A 15,989-nucleotide genomic window follows, 5' to 3' on the forward strand; every position below is an offset into this window, starting at 1 on the left:
AAGGAGGATTTTTAGAATGGCTAAAGAAAAATTCGACCGTTCCAAATCGCATGCTAACATTGGTACAATTGGACACGTTGACCATGGTAAAACAACTCTAACTGCTGCTATCTCAACAGTTCTTCATAAGAAATCTGGTAAAGGTACAGCTATGGCTTATGACCAAATCGATGGTGCTCCAGAAGAGCGCGAGCGTGGAATCACAATCTCAACTGCACACGTTGAGTATGAAACTGAAACTCGTCACTATGCACACGTAGACTGCCCAGGACACGCTGACTATGTTAAAAACATGATCACTGGTGCTGCTCAAATGGACGGCGCGATCTTAGTAGTATCTGCTGCTGATGGTCCAATGCCACAAACACGTGAGCACATCCTACTTTCTCGTAACGTAGGTGTACCATACATCGTAGTATTCCTTAACAAATGTGACATGGTTGACGATGAAGAGTTACTTGAACTTGTTGAAATGGAAGTTCGTGACCTTCTTTCTGACTATGACTTCCCTGGTGACGATGTACCAGTTATCAAAGGTTCTGCTCTTAAAGCTCTTGAAGGAGATGCTGATTACGAAGCAAAAATCTTTGAACTTATGGATGCGGTTGATGAGTACATCCCAACTCCAGAGCGTGACACTGAGAAGCCATTCATGATGCCAGTTGAGGACGTATTCTCAATCACTGGTCGTGGAACAGTTGCTACTGGTCGTGTTGAGCGTGGACAAGTTAAAGTCGGTGACGAAGTTGAAATCATCGGTCTTCAAGAAGAAAACGGTAAAACAACTGTTACAGGTGTTGAAATGTTCCGTAAACTTCTTGACTACGCTGAAGCTGGTGACAACATCGGTGCACTACTTCGTGGTGTATCTCGTGAAGATATCCAACGTGGTCAAGTACTTGCTAAACCAGGTACAATCACTCCACACAGCCGTTTCAAAGCTGAAGTTTATGTACTTTCTAAAGAAGAGGGTGGACGTCATACTCCATTCTTCGCTAACTACCGTCCGCAGTTCTACTTCCGTACAACTGACGTAACTGGTATCGTACATCTTCCAGAAGGTACTGAAATGGTAATGCCTGGCGATAACACTGAGATGGAAGTTGAACTTATCTCTACTATCGCTATCGAAGAAGGAACTCGTTTCTCTATCCGTGAGGGTGGACGTACTGTAGGTTCTGGTGTCGTTTCAACTATCATTAAGTAATAAACATACAAAAGAGACTCCTTGCAAAAGGGTCTCTTTTTTTGCTTTTCCAGATCAGAACGGCTACTATAAGCTATAGAATCTAAATGGAACCGAGAGGATCGCTGGAATGGTAAAGACATACTTGAATAAATGGTCGATCGGCGGGATTGACCAATGGATTATGATGAAAGAAGACCAGTCGAGTGAAACGAAGCCTGTACTTTTATTTTTGCACGGCGGGCCCGGCTCGGCTCAAATCAGTTATATTGATTCCTTTCACGGGGAACTTGATCAGGACTTTACAGTTGTCCATTGGGATCAGAGAGGTGCAGGACTTTCCTATCAAGAGAATCTTCCCGATGCATCGATGACCATTCAGCAATTTATTGAAGACACGATTGAACTGACAGAAAAGCTTCTAACTTATCTAGGTCATTCAAAATTGTATATCGCAGGATACTCGTGGGGATCATTAATTGCCATACAAGCAGTACATAAGCGTCCAGATCTTTATCATGCATATTACGGGATTAGTCAGGTAGTAGATGTGTTAAAGGAAGATATCGTATCGTACGAGCTCCTTTTGAAGAAATATCATCGCAATCGTCTGTTTACTGGGTGTCTGCGATTACTGACGCCTCCTCCATGGAAACGGACATCAGCTCATGCCTTGTTTTCTCTATATAAAGAGTTTGCGAGCGTAGGTCTCACACATAGATGGAAGCCGGTTTTTCAAATACTAAAAGGGTTTCTTTTTAGTAAGCAATATCAGCTGAAAGATAAATGGAAGTTCATAAAAGGACAGAAGTTTAGTCAAGACAAGTTATGGGATCAGCTAATGAATGAGAGTATTCAATACCGAGTTTCTACTATATTAATACCGTGCTACTTTCTCATTGGCGATCACGACATGATTACACCAGCTGCTGTATCAAAACCATATGTTGATCAATTAAAAGCACCAATCAAAGAATGGTTTACCTTTAAAGACTCTGCACATTCTCCGCATATCGAAGAGCCAGATGAATTTATACGTATCATAAGAAAGACTGCTATACATCATCTTCAGGGAAAGCTTGATTTATAGGCTGAATCCCTGTATAATATGAAAAGTGTGCAAATCATAAATTTATCCGATTTATTATTGCAACACGCAGGCCAATTTGGTACAATAGTGCATGTTGGTCTTTGACTGCGATGAAGTGAGAGGTTGCTGACACACCCGGCCGCTTTGCCATGGCGAGGTGATCAGGTTTTTCTCACGGAGAACTGTCTAACGTAAGTAGGCGAAAAGGAGGGAAAATAATGGCAAAACAAAAAATTCGTATTCGTTTAAAAGCATATGATCATAGAATTCTTGATCAATCTGCTGAGAAGATTGTTGAAACGGCTAAGCGTTCTGGTGCTAGTGTATCTGGTCCAATTCCGCTTCCAACTGAAAAATCAGTTTACACAATCCTTCGTGCGGTGCATAAGTACAAAGATTCTCGTGAGCAATTCGAGATGCGTACTCACAAACGTCTAATCGACATCGTGAATCCAACTCCGCAAACAGTTGATGCACTTATGCGTTTAGATTTACCATCTGGTGTAGATATCGAAATCAAACTTTAATTCAAATAGAAAACACATATTATAGGAGGTGTGACGAATGACCAAAGGAATCTTAGGTAGAAAAATTGGTATGACGCAAGTATTCGCAGAAAACGGTGATCTTATCCCTGTAACTGTTGTTGAGGCTGCTGCTAACGTTGTTCTTCAAAAGAAGACTGTTGACACGGATGGCTATGAAGCAATCCAAATCGGTTTTGATGACAAACGTGAAAAGCTTTCTAACAAACCAGAGAAAGGCCACGTTGCTAAAGCGGAAACTGCTCCTAAGCGCTTCGTAAAAGAATTACGCGGTGCGGAGTTAGATGCGTATGAAGTTGGTCAGGAAGTCAAAGTTGATATTTTCGCAAATGGAGATATCGTAGATGTAACAGGAACATCAAAAGGTAAAGGATTCCAAGGGGCTATCAAACGCCACGGACAATCACGCGGACCAATGACTCACGGTTCACGTTACCACCGTCGTCCTGGTTCAATGGGACCTGTTGATCCAAACCGTGTATTCAAAGGTAAACTTCTTCCAGGTCGTATGGGCGGAGAGCAAATCACTGTCCAAAACCTTGAGATCGTTAAAGTTGATGCAGAACGCAATCTTCTATTGATCAAAGGAAACGTACCAGGAGCTAAAAAATCTCTAGTAACTGTAAAGAGTGCAGTTAAATCTAAATAACTCTCTTAGGAAAGGAGGAAACAAGTCATGCCAAAAGTAGCATTATATAACCAAAACGGTTCTACTAACGGTGAAATCGAATTAAACGCTTCTGTGTTTGGAATCGAGCCAAACGAAAGCGTAGTATTCGATGCTATTCTTATGCAAAGAGCTTCCTTACGTCAAGGAACTCACAAAGTAAAAACTCGTTCTGAAGTACGTGGCGGAGGTCGTAAGCCTTGGAGACAGAAGGGTACAGGTCGTGCTCGTCAAGGTTCTATCCGTTCACCACAATGGCGCGGAGGCGGTATCGTATTCGGTCCAACACCACGCAGTTATTCTTATAAATTACCTAAAAAAGTTCGCCGCTTGGCTATCAAGTCAGTATTGTCTTCTAAAGTAATCGACAACAACATCATCGTTCTTGAAGATCTGACTCTTGATGCAGTGAAAACGAAAGAATTCGCAGGCATCCTTAAAGGATTATCTGTCGAGAAGAAAGCGTTGATCGTCACTGCGGATGCAAACGAAACAGTTGCTTTATCTGCTCGTAACATCCCTGGAGTAACAGTTGTTGAAGCTAACGGTATCAACGTTCTTGACGTTGTCAACCACGACAAACTTCTGATCACTAAAGCAGCGGTTGAAAAAGTAGAGGAGGGACTTGCATAATGAAAGATCCTCGTGATGTTCTAAAGCGCCCTATCATTACTGAACGTTCTGCTGATCTAATGACAGAGAAGAAGTACACGTTCGAAGTTGATGTCAGAGCTAACAAAACAGAAGTGAAAGACGCTGTTGAAGAAATCTTTGGAGTGAAAGTTGAGAAAGTCAACGTTCAAAACTACAAAGGAAAATCAAAACGCGTTGGACGCTACACTGGTATGACTAGCCGTCGCAGAAAAGCGATCGTGAAATTAACTGCTGACAGCAAAGAAATCGAAATTTTTGAAGCGTAAATCTTAAAAAGAAGGAGGGAAATTCAAAATGGCGATTAAAAAGTATAAACCAACCAGTAATGGTCGTCGTGGCATGACTACTTCAGATTTTGCTGAAATCACGACTGACAAACCAGAAAAATCGTTGCTTGCACCGCTACACAAAAAAGGCGGACGTAACAACCAAGGTAGATTGACTGTTCGTCATCAAGGTGGCGGTCACAAACGTCAATACCGTATCATCGACTTTAAGCGTGATAAAGACGGTATACCTGGACGCGTTGCTACAATCGAGTATGATCCAAACCGTTCAGCTAACATCGCTCTTGTAAACTATGCAGATGGTGAGAAACGTTACATTCTTGCTCCGAAAGGAATCCAAGTTGGTACTGAAGTTACTTCTGGACCAGAAGCTGACATCAAACCAGGTAATGCTCTTCCACTTATCAACATCCCAGTTGGTACAGTTGTGCATAACATTGAATTAAAACCAGGTAAAGGTGGACAATTAGTTCGTTCTGCTGGTACTTCTGCTCAAGTTCTTGGTAAAGAAGGTAAATACGTTCTTGTACGTTTGAACTCAGGAGAAGTTCGCATGATTCTTTCTGCTTGCCGTGCGACTATCGGTCAAGTTGGAAACGAGCAACACGAATTAATCAACATCGGTAAAGCTGGACGTTCTCGCTGGAAAGGCGTACGCCCAACAGTTCGTGGTTCTGTAATGAACCCTAACGATCACCCACACGGTGGTGGTGAAGGACGCGCTCCAATCGGACGTAAATCACCAATGTCTCCATGGGGTAAACCGACTCTTGGATTCAAGACTCGTAAGAAAACCAACAAGTCTGATAAATTCATTGTACGTCGTCGTAAAAACAAGTAACGGGGTTGTCTACGGTTCATTTAGGACCGTAGTTCAATCACGAAGGGAGGTTCCACAATGGCTCGCAGCTTAAAAAAAGGACCATTTGTTGATGATCATTTGATGGCTAAAGTCGAGAAATTGAATGAAACTGACAAAAAGCAAGTCGTAAAAACTTGGTCTCGTCGTTCTACAATTTTCCCACAATTCATCGGTCACACAATCGCTGTCTATGATGGACGCAAACATGTACCTGTTTTCATTTCTGAAGATATGGTAGGTCACAAATTGGGCGAATTCGCACCAAGCCGTACTTACAAAGGTCATGCTAGTGACGATAAAAAAACAAGACGCTAATGAGAGGAGGCTTTTAAATGCAAGCTAAAGCTGTCGCAAGAACAGTCCGTATTGCTCCTCGTAAAGCACGTCTAGTAATGGACCTGATCCGAGGTAAGCAAGTAGGAGAAGCAGTTTCTATCTTAAACCTTACACCTAAGGCTGCTTCACCAATTATTGAAAAAGTATTAAAATCTGCTATCGCAAACGCTGAGCACAACTACGAGTTGGACGCTAACAGCCTAGTGATTACTCAAGCATTCGTTGACGAAGGTCCAACACTTAAGAGATTCCGTCCACGTGCTATGGGTCGTGCGAGCGCAATTAACAAACGTACTAGCCACATTACAATCGTTGTATCAGAAAAGAAGGAGGGATAATCCGTGGGTCAAAAGGTAAATCCAGTAGGTCTTCGTATTGGCGTCATTCGTGATTGGGAATCTAAATGGTTCGCAGGAAAAGATTACGCTGACTTCTTACATGAAGACTTGAAAATCCGTGAATTCATCAGCAAGCGTTTGTCTGACGCGTCTGTTTCTAAAGTTGAAATCGAACGTGCTGCAAACCGCGTAAATATCACAATCCACACGGCTAAACCAGGTATGGTAATTGGTAAAGGCGGATCTGAAGTTGAAGCACTTCGTAAAGCTCTTAACAGCCTAACTGGCAAACGTGTACACATCAACATTCTTGAAATCAAGAGAGCAGATCTTGATGCTCAGCTAGTTGCTGAAAACATCGCTCGTCAACTTGAAAACCGTATTTCATTCCGTCGTGCACAAAAACAAACAATCCAACGCACAATGCGTGCTGGAGCACAAGGAATCAAAACAATGGTTTCTGGTCGTCTTGGCGGTGCAGATATTGCTCGTTCTGAATATTACAGTGAAGGTACTGTTCCATTGCACACACTTCGTGCTGACATCGACTATGCTACTGCTGAAGCTGACACTACTTATGGTAAGCTTGGCGTAAAAGTATGGATCTATCGTGGAGAAGTCCTTCCAACTAAGAAGAATACTGCGGAAGGAGGAAAATAATATGTTATTGCCAAAACGCGTGAAGTATCGCAGAGAACATCGTGGAAAAATGCGTGGTCGTGCAAAAGGCGGTACTGAAGTACATTTCGGTGAGTACGGTATCCAGGCTCTTGAAGCTTCTTGGATCACAAACCGTCAAATCGAAGCTGCTCGTATTGCTATGACTCGTTACATGAAACGTGGCGGTAAAGTTTGGATTAAAATTTTCCCTTCTAAGCCATACACAGCTAAACCTCTAGAGGTCCGCATGGGTTCCGGTAAAGGTGCTCCAGAAGGATGGGTAGCTGTAGTGAAACCGGGCAAAGTTTTATTTGAAATTTCTGGTGTGTCTGAAGAAGTTGCTCGTGAAGCTCTTCGTCTTGCATCTCACAAATTGCCAATTAAAACGAAGTTCGTAAAACGTGAAGAAATTGGTGGTGAATCAAATGAAAGCTAATGAAATTCGTGACCTTACCACTGCTGAAATTGAACAAAAAGTAAAGTCTCTTAAAGAAGAACTTTTCAATCTTCGTTTCCAATTAGCGACTGGGCAGCTTGAAAATACTGCTCGCATTCGTGAAGTGCGTAAATCAATCGCACGCATGAAAACTGTGATTCGTCAAAGAGAAATCGCTGCTAATAAATAATAATTAGAGGGGAGGCCCCGCAAACATGAGCGAACGTAACCAACGTAAAGTGTATCAAGGTCGTGTTGTTTCTGACAAAATGGATAAAACCATCACTGTTGTAGTTGAAACATACAAAAAGCATTCACTTTATGGCAAACGTGTAAGATACTCTAAGAAGTTCAAAGCACATGATGAAAACAACCAAGCAAAAATCGGAGACATCGTAAAGGTCATGGAAACTCGTCCTTTATCTGCGACTAAACGCTTTCGTCTAGTTGAAGTTGTCGAAGAAGCCGTTATTATCTAATAAAGTTCGGATTTCTTTTTCCGAAAGGAGGTAACATTAATGATTCAACAGGAGACTCGTTTAAAAGTAGCTGACAACTCTGGCGCACGCGAAGTACTAACGATTAAAGTTCTTGGTGGCTCTGGACGTAAAACGGCTAACATCGGTGATGTCATTGTTTGTACGGTTAAACAAGCAACACCTGGAGGCGTTGTCAAAAAAGGTGAAGTTGTGAAAGCAGTTATCGTTCGTACTAAGAGCGGAGCTCGCAGAAACGATGGATCTTACATCAGTTTCGACGAAAATGCATGTGTCATCATTCGTGACGACAAGAGCCCACGTGGAACTCGTATCTTCGGACCAGTAGCACGTGAACTTCGTGAAAACAACTATATGAAAATTGTTTCTCTAGCACCAGAAGTACTTTAATGAATACAATCCGCGACTCAAGGAGGTGCGATTAAATGCATGTTAAAAAGGGCGATAAAGTAGTGGTTATCTCTGGTAAAGATAAAGGTAAACAAGGTGTCATCCTTGCTGCTTTCCCTAAAAAGGAACGTGTTTTAGTAGAAGGTATTAACCTTGTGAAAAAACACTCTAAACCAACCCAAGCTAACCCTCAAGGCGGAATTTCTGAACAAGAAGCGCCGATCCACGTATCAAACGTAATGCCGCTTGATCCTAAAACGGGTGAAGTGACACGTGTTGGGTATAAAGTTGAGGACGGAAAGAAAGTCCGTGTAGCGAAAAAATCTGGGCAAGTTCTAGATAAATAGTAAATAAGGAAGGGAGGTCTTTCTCATGAACCGCCTTAAAGAAAAGTATGTAAAAGAAATTACACCTGCATTAGTTTCTAAGTTTGAATACAAATCAGTAATGCAAGTGCCAAAAATCGAAAAAATCGTGATCAACATGGGTGTTGGTGACGCTGTTCAAAACGCTAAAGCAATCGATACTGCTGTTGAAGAATTAACGTTTATCGCTGGTCAAAAACCTGTCGTTACTCGTGCGAAGAAGTCTATTGCTGGATTCCGTCTACGTGAAGGAATGCCAATCGGTGCGAAAGTAACACTTCGCGGAGAGCGCATGTATGATTTCCTTGATAAACTTATTTCTGTGTCTTTACCACGTGTACGTGACTTCCGCGGGATTTCTAAGAAATCTTTCGACGGTCGTGGAAACTACACGCTTGGTATTAAAGAACAGTTAATCTTCCCAGAAATTGATTACGATAAAGTAACAAAGGTCCGCGGTATGGATATCGTTATCGTTACTACTGCCAATACGGACGAAGAAGCACGTGAGTTATTAACTCAAGTAGGTATGCCGTTCCAGAAATAATCAATGAAAGGGAGGCGAAATCGTGGCTAAAAAGTCTATGATTGCGAAACAACAACGCAAACAAAAGTTTAAAGTTCAAGAGTATACGCGCTGCGAACGATGTGGTCGTCCACATTCAGTTATTCGTAAGTTTAAACTTTGCCGTATTTGTTTCCGCGAACTTGCATATAAAGGACAAATTCCTGGCGTTAAAAAAGCCAGCTGGTAATCCCCATAAATGGGAAGGAGGTTATTAAATAATGGTTATGACAGATCCGATTGCAGATTTGCTGACTCGTATTCGCAATGCGAACATGGTACGTCATGAGAAGCTAGAAGTACCGGCTTCAAAAATCAAAAGAGAAATTGCTGAAATCTTAAAGCGTGAAGGTTTTATCCGTGACGTTGAGTACGTCGAAGACAGCAAACAAGGAATTATCCGTTTGTTCCTTAAATACGGCCAAAACAACGAACGTGTTATCACTGGTCTTAAAAGAATCAGTAAACCTGGTTTACGCGTATATGCGAAATCAAATGAAGTACCACGTGTACTTAACGGACTTGGAATCGCAATTATTTCTACATCACAAGGTGTTTTATCGGACAAAGAAGCCCGTGCTAAACAAGCTGGTGGAGAAGTACTTGCTTACGTATGGTAAAAAAAGTTTAAGATGAATGGAGGTGCTTGGTATGTCTCGTATAGGTAAAAAACTAATCGAGATCCCTTCAGGAGTTACTGTGACAAACAACGATAACACAGTGACAGTAAAGGGACCAAAAGGTGAACTAACTCGTGCATTTCACCCTGATATGGAAATTAAAATTGAGGACAACGTCTTAACTGTAAGCCGTCCGTCTGAAAATAAAGAACACCGTGCATTACATGGTACAACACGCAGCTTGATTGCAAACATGGTTGAAGGTGTATCTAAAGGTTTCGAAAGAGGTTTAGAACTTATCGGTGTCGGTTACCGTGCAGCTAAATCTGGAAACAAACTTGTTCTTAACGTTGGATACTCTCATCCAGTTGAAATCGTTCCTGAGGCTGGAGTTGAAATCGAAGTTCCATCTCAAACGAAAGTAATCATTAAAGGTATCGATAAAGAGCGTGTAGGAGCTCTAGCTTCTAACATCCGCGCTGTCCGTGCTCCAGAGCCTTACAAAGGTAAAGGAATTCGTTACGAAGGTGAATTCGTTCGCCGTAAAGAAGGAAAAACTGGTAAGTAAGATCGCTTAATGTGAAGAAAGGAGTGACTCGGATGATTACGAAAACTAGCAAAAACGCTACTCGTCTTAAAAGACATGCTCGTGTTCGTGCGAAACTTTCAGGTACTGCTGAAAGACCTCGCCTTAACGTTTTCCGTTCTAACAAGAATATCTACGCTCAAGTAATTGATGATGTTAACGGTGTAACACTTGTAAGTGCTTCTACTCTTGATAAAGAGTTAAAGATCGAGAATAGTTCTGACACTGCAGCTGCTACGAAAGTTGGCGAACTTGTTGCAAAACGTGCTGTTGAAAAAGGAATCTCTAACGTGGTATTTGACCGCGGAGGATACCTATATCATGGACGTGTAAAAGCTCTAGCTGAAGCTGCTCGTGAGGCTGGACTTAAATTTTAATAAAAGAAGGAGGGACACATCCGAATGAGTCGTATTGACCCAAGCAAATTAGAGTTAGAAGAACGCTTAGTTACGGTTAACCGCGTAGCGAAAGTTGTTAAAGGTGGACGTCGTTTCCGTTTTGCAGCTTTAGTTGTTGTCGGTGACAAAAACGGTCATGTAGGTTTCGGTACTGGTAAAGCACAAGAAGTACCAGAAGCGATCCGCAAAGCTGTTGAAGATGCGAAAAAGAATTTAATTGAAGTACCAATGGTTGGAACTACAATTCCACATGAAATCATCGGTCGATTCGGTGCAGGAAACGTTCTATTGAAGCCTGCTTCAGAAGGTACAGGAGTTATCGCTGGAGGCCCAGTGCGTGCGGTACTTGAGCTTGCTGGTCTAGCTGATATCCTTTCTAAATCTCTAGGTTCTAATACACCGATCAACATGATCCGCGCAACACTTCAAGGTTTAAGTGAGCTTAAACGTGCTGAAGATGTAGCGAAGCTTCGTGGAAAATCTGTAGAAGACCTGTTAGGATAAGGAGGGAACAATAATGGCAAATAAATTAGAAATTACCCTCAAACGCAGTGTAATCGGTCGCCCTGAAGATCAGCGTGTCACTGTTCGTACTCTTGGTCTTAAGAAAACAAACCAAACAGTCGTACATGAAGACAATGCAGCGATCCGCGGCATGATTAACAAGGTGTCTCATTTAGTTTCTGTTAAAGAACAATAAAACATTTTTAATCGATAAGGAGGTGCCCAAATGAAACTTCATGAATTGAAGCCTTCAGAAGGTTCACGTAAAGTACGCAACCGTGTTGGTCGTGGTATTGGATCAGGTAACGGTAAAACTTCTGGTAAAGGTCATAAAGGTCAAAACGCTCGTTCTGGCGGCGGTGTACGCCCTGGTTTCGAAGGTGGTCAGATGCCTTTATTCCAACGCCTTCCAAAACGTGGTTTTACAAACATCAACCGTAAAGATTACGCGGTAATCAACTTAGACAGATTAAACAGTTTTGACGAAGGAACGGAAGTAACTCCTGAACTTCTTCTAGAGACTGGTGCAATAAGCAAGTTAAAAGCAGGAGTAAAAATTCTTGGCAACGGTAAATTAGAAAAAAAATTAACTGTAAAAGCCAATAAATTCTCTGCTTCTGCGAAAGAAGCGATTGAAGCTGCTGGCGGTACAGCCGAGGTGATCTAACTTGTTTAAGACAATCTCCAATTTTATGCGCGTGAAAGATATACGGAATAAGATTATATTCACACTTTTAATGTTAGTCGTCTTTCGTATAGGTGCTTTCATCCCTGTGCCTAATGTGAACGCCGATGTTCTCCAGGCACAGGATCAAATGAGTGTTTTCGGCATCCTCAACACGTTTGGGGGCGGGGCACTTTTCCAATTCTCCATTCTTGCAATGGGGATTATGCCGTATATCACTGCTTCGATCATCATTCAGCTCTTGCAGATGGATGTTGTGCCGAAGTTTACTGAGTGGTCAAAGCAAGGAGAGGTTGGCCGCCGAAAATTAGCACAATTCACAAGGTATTTTACAATTGTTCTAGGATTTATCCAGGCGCTAGGAATGTCATATGGATTCAACAATATGGCAGGAGGCATGCTGATTGAAAACCCTGGTGTTTCAACGTATCTCTTAATTGCGGTCGTACTCACTGCGGGAACAGCATTTTTAATGTGGCTGGGTGAGCAGATTACTGCTCACGGTGTTGGTAATGGTATTTCGATTATTATCTTTGCCGGTATCATCGCTGGTATCCCTCAAACATTAAAACAAGTGTACGCTCAACAATTTGTAGGTGGAGATGGACAGCTGTTCATGCAAATCCTTAAAATTGCCCTTATTGTCATTGCCATTCTTGTCATTGTTATCGGTGTTATTTACATTCAAATGGCAGTGAGAAAGATTGCAATTCAATATTCAAAAGGAACTGGCCGTGCACAAATGTCTGCTAGTCAAGCAACGCACCTTCCATTGAAAGTGAATCCAGCAGGGGTGATTCCAGTCATCTTTGCCGTTTCTTTCATTATTACTCCGCAGACGATCGCATCGTTCTTCGGAACCAATAATGTGACAACTTGGATAACCAACAACTTTGACTATACTAAGCCAATCGGTATGACGATTTATGTAGCACTGATTGTTGCTTTCACATATTTTTATGCCTTTGTCCAAGTCAATCCTGAACAAATGGCTGAAAATCTGCAAAAGCAGGGTGGCTATATCCCGGGAGTTCGTCCAGGGAAAATGACTCAAGATAGAATTACGAGCATTTTGTACCGACTCACGTTTGTGGGCGCCATTTTCTTAGCCGTGATTTCAATACTTCCTATCTTTTTCATTCAATTCGCTGGATTACCTTCCGCTGCACAAATTGGCGGCACAAGTCTTCTCATTGTTGTAGGTGTTGCACTTGAAACAATGAAACAGCTTGAAAGCCAATTAGTGAAACGAAATTACCGTGGATTTATGAAATAAAACAGAGGGCTGGGCAGCTGCCCAACCTCTCTAAGTAAGGAAGGGGAAATCCGAAATGAACTTAGTCTTAATGGGGCTTCCGGGTGCTGGTAAAGGCACTCAGGCAGAACGAATTGTTGATGATTATGGGATCCCTCATATCTCAACAGGAGATATGTTCCGCGCTGCTATGAAAGAGGAGACACAACTTGGGCTCGAAGCAAAATCCTTTATCGATAAAGGAGAGCTTGTTCCTGATGAGGTCACAATCGGTATTGTTAGAGAAAGACTTGGCAAAAATGATTGTGAACAAGGTTTTCTTCTGGACGGATTTCCGCGAACAGTCGCTCAGGCTGAAGCTTTAGAAGAAATTCTAAAGGACCTTGGCAGAACGATTGATTATGTCATTAATATTAAAGTCGATAAAGATGCTTTGATGGAGCGTCTGACTGGCCGAAGAATTTGCAAAAATTGCGGAGCAACATATCATTTAGTATTCAATCCACCTGCGAAAGAAAATGTTTGCGACAAGTGCGGAGGCGAGCTTTATCAACGTGCAGATGATAATGCAGAAACCGTTTCGACTAGACTTGAAGTAAACTTAAAGCAGACTGAACCTTTACTGAACTTCTATTCAGAAAAAGGATATCTTGCAAACATTGATGGTGCGAAGCACATTAACGATGTATATGCAGATATTAAGGACCTGCTTGGAGGATTAAATAAATGATTATCTGTAAAACTCCTCGCGAGCTTGAGATTATGAGAGAAGCTGGACGTATTGTCGCACTGACTCATGAAGAGCTGAAGAAACACATAAAACCAGGTATTTCGACAAAAGAATTGGATCAAATTGCCGAACGTTTTATTACAAAGCAGGGTGCAATCCCATCTTTTAAAGGGTATAATGGTTTTCGCGGGAGCATTTGCGTTTCGGTGAATGAAGAACTCGTTCACGGTATTCCTGGTAAACGGGTTTTACGTGATGGTGACATCATTAGTATCGATATTGGCGCAAAGTTAAATGGCTATCATGGTGACTCTGCTTGGACTTATCCAGTTGGGGTAATCAGTGATGAAGACCGCAAACTACTGGAAGTCACAGAGGAATCTCTATATAAAGGCTTACAGGAAGCAAAGCCAGGCGAACGTCTGTCGAACATTTCCCATGCCATACAAACGTATGTTGAAAATGAGAATTTTTCAGTTGTTAGAGAATATGTTGGACATGGGGTCGGACAGGATCTTCATGAGGACCCTCAAATTCCTCATTATGGTCCGCCCAACAAAGGCCCACGGCTAAAACCTGGAATGGTGTTGGCCATCGAACCGATGGTGAACGCAGGCAGCCGATATGTGAAAACATTGGCTGATAACTGGACGGTTGTAACGGTTGATGGGAAAAAGTGTGCTCACTTTGAGCATACGATTGCGATTACAGATACAGGTTTTGATATACTGACTAAGATTTAGGTCTTCACTGAAGCCTTTCAGGCCCAAATCGGGCAGGTTGTCTGTATAGTCCAAAGAAAGAACAAGATCAGTATACAGGTGTCATCGGCATATTCGTTGACTGCCATGTACTAATCGCAGACGGAGAAAAGCGTAAATTTCATTCTCCTAAGAAAAAATATCAATCATATAACCTTTTATGATTGCGTATCTCCGGAAGTTCAGAACAGTATATTCAAAACAGGTCGGGTGATAGATGAACAATTGAGAGATTCTCAATTGGACATTTGTCAGAGAGCAAGTTACTGATTTGAAGAAGGGAGAACACTTGAATGGCGAAAGACGATGTAATTGAAGTGGAAGGTACTGTAGCAGAAACTTTGCCAAACGCAATGTTCAAAGTTGAACTAGAGAATGGTCATACAGTTTTGGCTCATGTATCAGGAAAAATCCGTATGCACTTCATTCGCATTTTACCTGGAGACAAAGTTACGGTAGAATTATCTCCATATGACTTAACTCGTGGTAGAATTACGTACCGTTACAAATAAAGCAACTCCGGAAGAAGGAGGTTGGAAACACATGAAAGTGAGACCATCTGTTAAACCTATCTGTGAAAAATGTAAAGTGATTCGCAGAAAAGGAAAAGTAATGGTGATCTGTGAAAACCCAAAACATAAACAAAAACAAGGCTAATAACAAGGAGGTGCCCAAATCATGGCTCGTATTGCTGGTGTAGATATTCCACGTGATAAGCGTGTTGTCATTTCTTTAACATATGTTTTTGGAATTGGTCGTACGACTGCGCAACAAGTCCTTAAAGAAGCAGGTGTTTCTGAAGACACTCGCGTTCGCGATCTAACTGAAGACGAACTTGGTAAAATCCGTGATATCATTGACAAACTTAAAGTAGAAGGTGACCTTCGTCGTGAAGTTTCACTTAACATTAAGCGTCTAATTGAAATCGGAAGCTACCGCGGAATCCGTCATCGTAGAGGACTTCCTGTTCGTGGACAAAACACAAAAAACAACGCGCGTACTCGTAAAGGTCCGCGTCGTACTGTAGCTAACAAGAAAAAATAAGTAAAGGAGGTAGTTAAAGAATGGCTGCTGCTCGTAAACAAAATACGCGTAAACGTCGCGTGAAAAAGAATATTGAAGCTGGAATCGCTCATATCCGTTCCACTTTCAACAACACGATTGTAACGATTACTGATGTTCATGGAAACGCAATTTCTTGGTCAAGTGCTGGTGCATTAGGATTCAGAGGTTCTCGTAAATCTACTCCTTTCGCTGCACAAATGGCTGCTGAAACAGCTGCTAAAGGTTCTATCGAACACGGTCTTAAAACACTTGAAGTAACTGTTAAAGGTCCTGGTTCTGGTCGTGAAGCTGCAATTCGTGCGCTTCAAGCTGCAGGTCTTGAAGTTACTGCAATTAGAGACGTAACTCCAGTTCCTCATAACGGATGCCGTCCACCAAAACGTCGCCGCGTGTAATTTGTTTGTATAGATTTTGTGTCCCTGTCAATAATGGGTTATGATACAGTTATTTATGAGACGAATACACGACTCGTTGCCTGAGCACATACGGGACTAAACAATGAGGAAT

30 protein-coding genes and 1 pseudogene are annotated in these 15,989 nt (G+C 41.9%); all 31 read left to right on the forward strand.

Features of this window, described 5'->3' with window-relative positions; all coding sequences use genetic code 11:
* The first annotated feature begins 16 nt into the window (after positions 1-16).
* The 31 genes and pseudogenes from tuf (at position 17) to rpsK (ending at position 15,877) form a co-directional block, all read left to right on the forward strand.
* Positions 17-1,207 carry an elongation factor Tu gene (tuf, locus tag NSS80_RS00720; protein WP_034283892.1) on the forward strand — a complete coding sequence of 397 codons (1,191 nt, stop codon included), beginning with the start codon at positions 17-19 and terminating at the stop codon, positions 1,205-1,207.
* Between the two features lie 109 nt (positions 1,208-1,316).
* On the forward strand, positions 1,317-2,276 hold the full coding sequence (locus NSS80_RS00725) for an alpha/beta hydrolase (protein ID WP_041115158.1): 960 nt from the start codon (positions 1,317-1,319) through the stop codon (positions 2,274-2,276).
* Between the two features lie 218 nt (positions 2,277-2,494).
* Positions 2,495-2,803 (forward strand): 30S ribosomal protein S10, encoded by a 309-nt coding sequence (gene rpsJ, locus NSS80_RS00730; RefSeq protein ID WP_003156464.1) that lies wholly within the window; start codon positions 2,495-2,497, stop codon positions 2,801-2,803.
* 37 nt (positions 2,804-2,840) lie between these two features.
* Positions 2,841-3,470 (forward strand): 50S ribosomal protein L3, encoded by a 630-nt coding sequence (gene rplC, locus NSS80_RS00735; protein WP_024425597.1) that lies wholly within the window; start codon positions 2,841-2,843, stop codon positions 3,468-3,470.
* 27 nt (positions 3,471-3,497) lie between these two features.
* Positions 3,498-4,121 (forward strand): 50S ribosomal protein L4, encoded by a 624-nt coding sequence (gene rplD, locus NSS80_RS00740; protein WP_024425598.1) that lies wholly within the window; start codon positions 3,498-3,500, stop codon positions 4,119-4,121.
* Positions 4,121-4,408 carry a 50S ribosomal protein L23 gene (gene rplW / locus NSS80_RS00745; protein WP_003217016.1) on the forward strand — a complete coding sequence of 96 codons (288 nt, stop codon included), beginning with the start codon at positions 4,121-4,123 and terminating at the stop codon, positions 4,406-4,408. The genes rplD and rplW overlap by 1 nt, the downstream gene beginning before the upstream one ends.
* A gap of 28 nt (positions 4,409-4,436) precedes the next feature.
* Positions 4,437-5,270 carry a 50S ribosomal protein L2 gene (gene rplB, locus NSS80_RS00750; protein ID WP_024425599.1) on the forward strand — a complete coding sequence of 278 codons (834 nt, stop codon included), beginning with the start codon at positions 4,437-4,439 and terminating at the stop codon, positions 5,268-5,270.
* 57 nt (positions 5,271-5,327) lie between these two features.
* The gene (gene rpsS, locus NSS80_RS00755; RefSeq protein WP_003216920.1) at positions 5,328-5,606 is read left to right on the forward strand and encodes a 30S ribosomal protein S19; all 279 of its coding nucleotides are present in this window, start codon (positions 5,328-5,330) and stop codon (positions 5,604-5,606) included.
* Between the two features lie 17 nt (positions 5,607-5,623).
* Positions 5,624-5,965 carry a 50S ribosomal protein L22 gene (gene rplV / locus NSS80_RS00760; protein ID WP_007496316.1) on the forward strand — a complete coding sequence of 114 codons (342 nt, stop codon included), beginning with the start codon at positions 5,624-5,626 and terminating at the stop codon, positions 5,963-5,965.
* 3 nt (positions 5,966-5,968) lie between these two features.
* Positions 5,969-6,625 carry a 30S ribosomal protein S3 gene (rpsC, locus tag NSS80_RS00765; RefSeq protein ID WP_003217241.1) on the forward strand — a complete coding sequence of 219 codons (657 nt, stop codon included), beginning with the start codon at positions 5,969-5,971 and terminating at the stop codon, positions 6,623-6,625.
* A gap of 1 nt (position 6,626) precedes the next feature.
* A complete protein-coding gene (rplP, locus tag NSS80_RS00770) occupies positions 6,627-7,061 on the forward strand; it encodes a 50S ribosomal protein L16 (RefSeq protein WP_003156478.1) in 435 nt (144 codons plus the stop codon).
* A complete protein-coding gene (rpmC, locus tag NSS80_RS00775) occupies positions 7,051-7,251 on the forward strand; it encodes a 50S ribosomal protein L29 (RefSeq protein WP_003217155.1) in 201 nt (66 codons plus the stop codon). Before rplP ends, rpmC begins: the two co-directional genes overlap by 11 nt.
* 25 nt (positions 7,252-7,276) lie before the next feature.
* A complete protein-coding gene (gene rpsQ, locus NSS80_RS00780) occupies positions 7,277-7,540 on the forward strand; it encodes a 30S ribosomal protein S17 (RefSeq protein ID WP_003216906.1) in 264 nt (87 codons plus the stop codon).
* 39 nt (positions 7,541-7,579) lie between these two features.
* Positions 7,580-7,948 carry a 50S ribosomal protein L14 gene (gene rplN, locus NSS80_RS00785; protein ID WP_003216882.1) on the forward strand — a complete coding sequence of 123 codons (369 nt, stop codon included), beginning with the start codon at positions 7,580-7,582 and terminating at the stop codon, positions 7,946-7,948.
* Positions 7,949-7,983: 35 nt separating this feature from the next.
* Positions 7,984-8,295, forward strand: coding sequence for a 50S ribosomal protein L24 (rplX, locus tag NSS80_RS00790; RefSeq protein WP_008356538.1), 312 nt, complete (start codon positions 7,984-7,986; stop codon positions 8,293-8,295).
* A gap of 25 nt (positions 8,296-8,320) precedes the next feature.
* Positions 8,321-8,860, forward strand: coding sequence for a 50S ribosomal protein L5 (rplE, locus tag NSS80_RS00795; protein WP_003217159.1), 540 nt, complete (start codon positions 8,321-8,323; stop codon positions 8,858-8,860).
* 22 nt (positions 8,861-8,882) lie between these two features.
* Positions 8,883-9,068: a 30S ribosomal protein S14 gene (gene rpsN, locus NSS80_RS00800; RefSeq protein ID WP_008356542.1), complete on the forward strand. Its 186-nt coding sequence runs from the start codon at positions 8,883-8,885 to the stop codon at positions 9,066-9,068.
* Between the two features lie 31 nt (positions 9,069-9,099).
* Positions 9,100-9,498 carry a 30S ribosomal protein S8 gene (gene rpsH / locus NSS80_RS00805; RefSeq protein ID WP_007496327.1) on the forward strand — a complete coding sequence of 133 codons (399 nt, stop codon included), beginning with the start codon at positions 9,100-9,102 and terminating at the stop codon, positions 9,496-9,498.
* 31 nt (positions 9,499-9,529) lie between these two features.
* Complete coding sequence (rplF, locus tag NSS80_RS00810; protein ID WP_024425602.1) at positions 9,530-10,066, forward strand: 50S ribosomal protein L6; 537 nt, start codon at positions 9,530-9,532, stop codon at positions 10,064-10,066.
* A 32-nt stretch (positions 10,067-10,098) separates the two neighbouring features.
* Positions 10,099-10,461, forward strand: coding sequence for a 50S ribosomal protein L18 (gene rplR / locus NSS80_RS00815; protein ID WP_008356544.1), 363 nt, complete (start codon positions 10,099-10,101; stop codon positions 10,459-10,461).
* 24 nt (positions 10,462-10,485) lie between these two features.
* Entirely contained in the window at positions 10,486-10,986 is a 501-nt protein-coding gene (gene rpsE, locus NSS80_RS00820; protein WP_007496332.1) for a 30S ribosomal protein S5, read from the forward strand.
* 13 nt (positions 10,987-10,999) lie between these two features.
* Positions 11,000-11,182 (forward strand): 50S ribosomal protein L30, encoded by a 183-nt coding sequence (rpmD, locus tag NSS80_RS00825; RefSeq protein WP_003217067.1) that lies wholly within the window; start codon positions 11,000-11,002, stop codon positions 11,180-11,182.
* A gap of 30 nt (positions 11,183-11,212) precedes the next feature.
* Complete coding sequence (gene rplO / locus NSS80_RS00830) at positions 11,213-11,653, forward strand: 50S ribosomal protein L15 (RefSeq protein WP_003216888.1); 441 nt, start codon at positions 11,213-11,215, stop codon at positions 11,651-11,653.
* Between the two features lies 1 nt (position 11,654).
* Positions 11,655-12,947: a preprotein translocase subunit SecY gene (gene secY, locus NSS80_RS00835; RefSeq protein ID WP_024425603.1), complete on the forward strand. Its 1,293-nt coding sequence runs from the start codon at positions 11,655-11,657 to the stop codon at positions 12,945-12,947.
* A 55-nt stretch (positions 12,948-13,002) separates the two neighbouring features.
* Complete coding sequence (locus tag NSS80_RS00840; protein WP_024425604.1) at positions 13,003-13,656, forward strand: adenylate kinase; 654 nt, start codon at positions 13,003-13,005, stop codon at positions 13,654-13,656.
* Entirely contained in the window at positions 13,653-14,399 is a 747-nt protein-coding gene (gene map, locus NSS80_RS00845) for a type I methionyl aminopeptidase (protein ID WP_003217210.1), read from the forward strand. The genes NSS80_RS00840 and map overlap by 4 nt, the downstream gene beginning before the upstream one ends.
* A gap of 45 nt (positions 14,400-14,444) precedes the next feature.
* A pseudogene (locus tag NSS80_RS00850) lies at positions 14,445-14,733 on the forward strand (RNA-binding protein).
* A complete protein-coding gene (gene infA / locus NSS80_RS00855) occupies positions 14,711-14,929 on the forward strand; it encodes a translation initiation factor IF-1 (protein ID WP_003217190.1) in 219 nt (72 codons plus the stop codon). Before NSS80_RS00850 ends, infA begins: the two are co-directional and overlap by 23 nt.
* A gap of 31 nt (positions 14,930-14,960) precedes the next feature.
* Entirely contained in the window at positions 14,961-15,074 is a 114-nt protein-coding gene (rpmJ, locus tag NSS80_RS00860; protein ID WP_003156543.1) for a 50S ribosomal protein L36, read from the forward strand.
* A gap of 21 nt (positions 15,075-15,095) precedes the next feature.
* Complete coding sequence (rpsM, locus tag NSS80_RS00865; protein ID WP_003217023.1) at positions 15,096-15,461, forward strand: 30S ribosomal protein S13; 366 nt, start codon at positions 15,096-15,098, stop codon at positions 15,459-15,461.
* A 20-nt stretch (positions 15,462-15,481) separates the two neighbouring features.
* A complete protein-coding gene (rpsK, locus tag NSS80_RS00870) occupies positions 15,482-15,877 on the forward strand; it encodes a 30S ribosomal protein S11 (protein ID WP_003217231.1) in 396 nt (131 codons plus the stop codon).
* Positions 15,878-15,989: the final 112 nt, after the last annotated feature.

This window comes from Bacillus sp. FSL M8-0350, assembly GCF_038593345.1.
GTDB classification, from domain to species: Bacteria; Bacillota; Bacilli; order Bacillales; family Bacillaceae; genus Bacillus; species Bacillus safensis.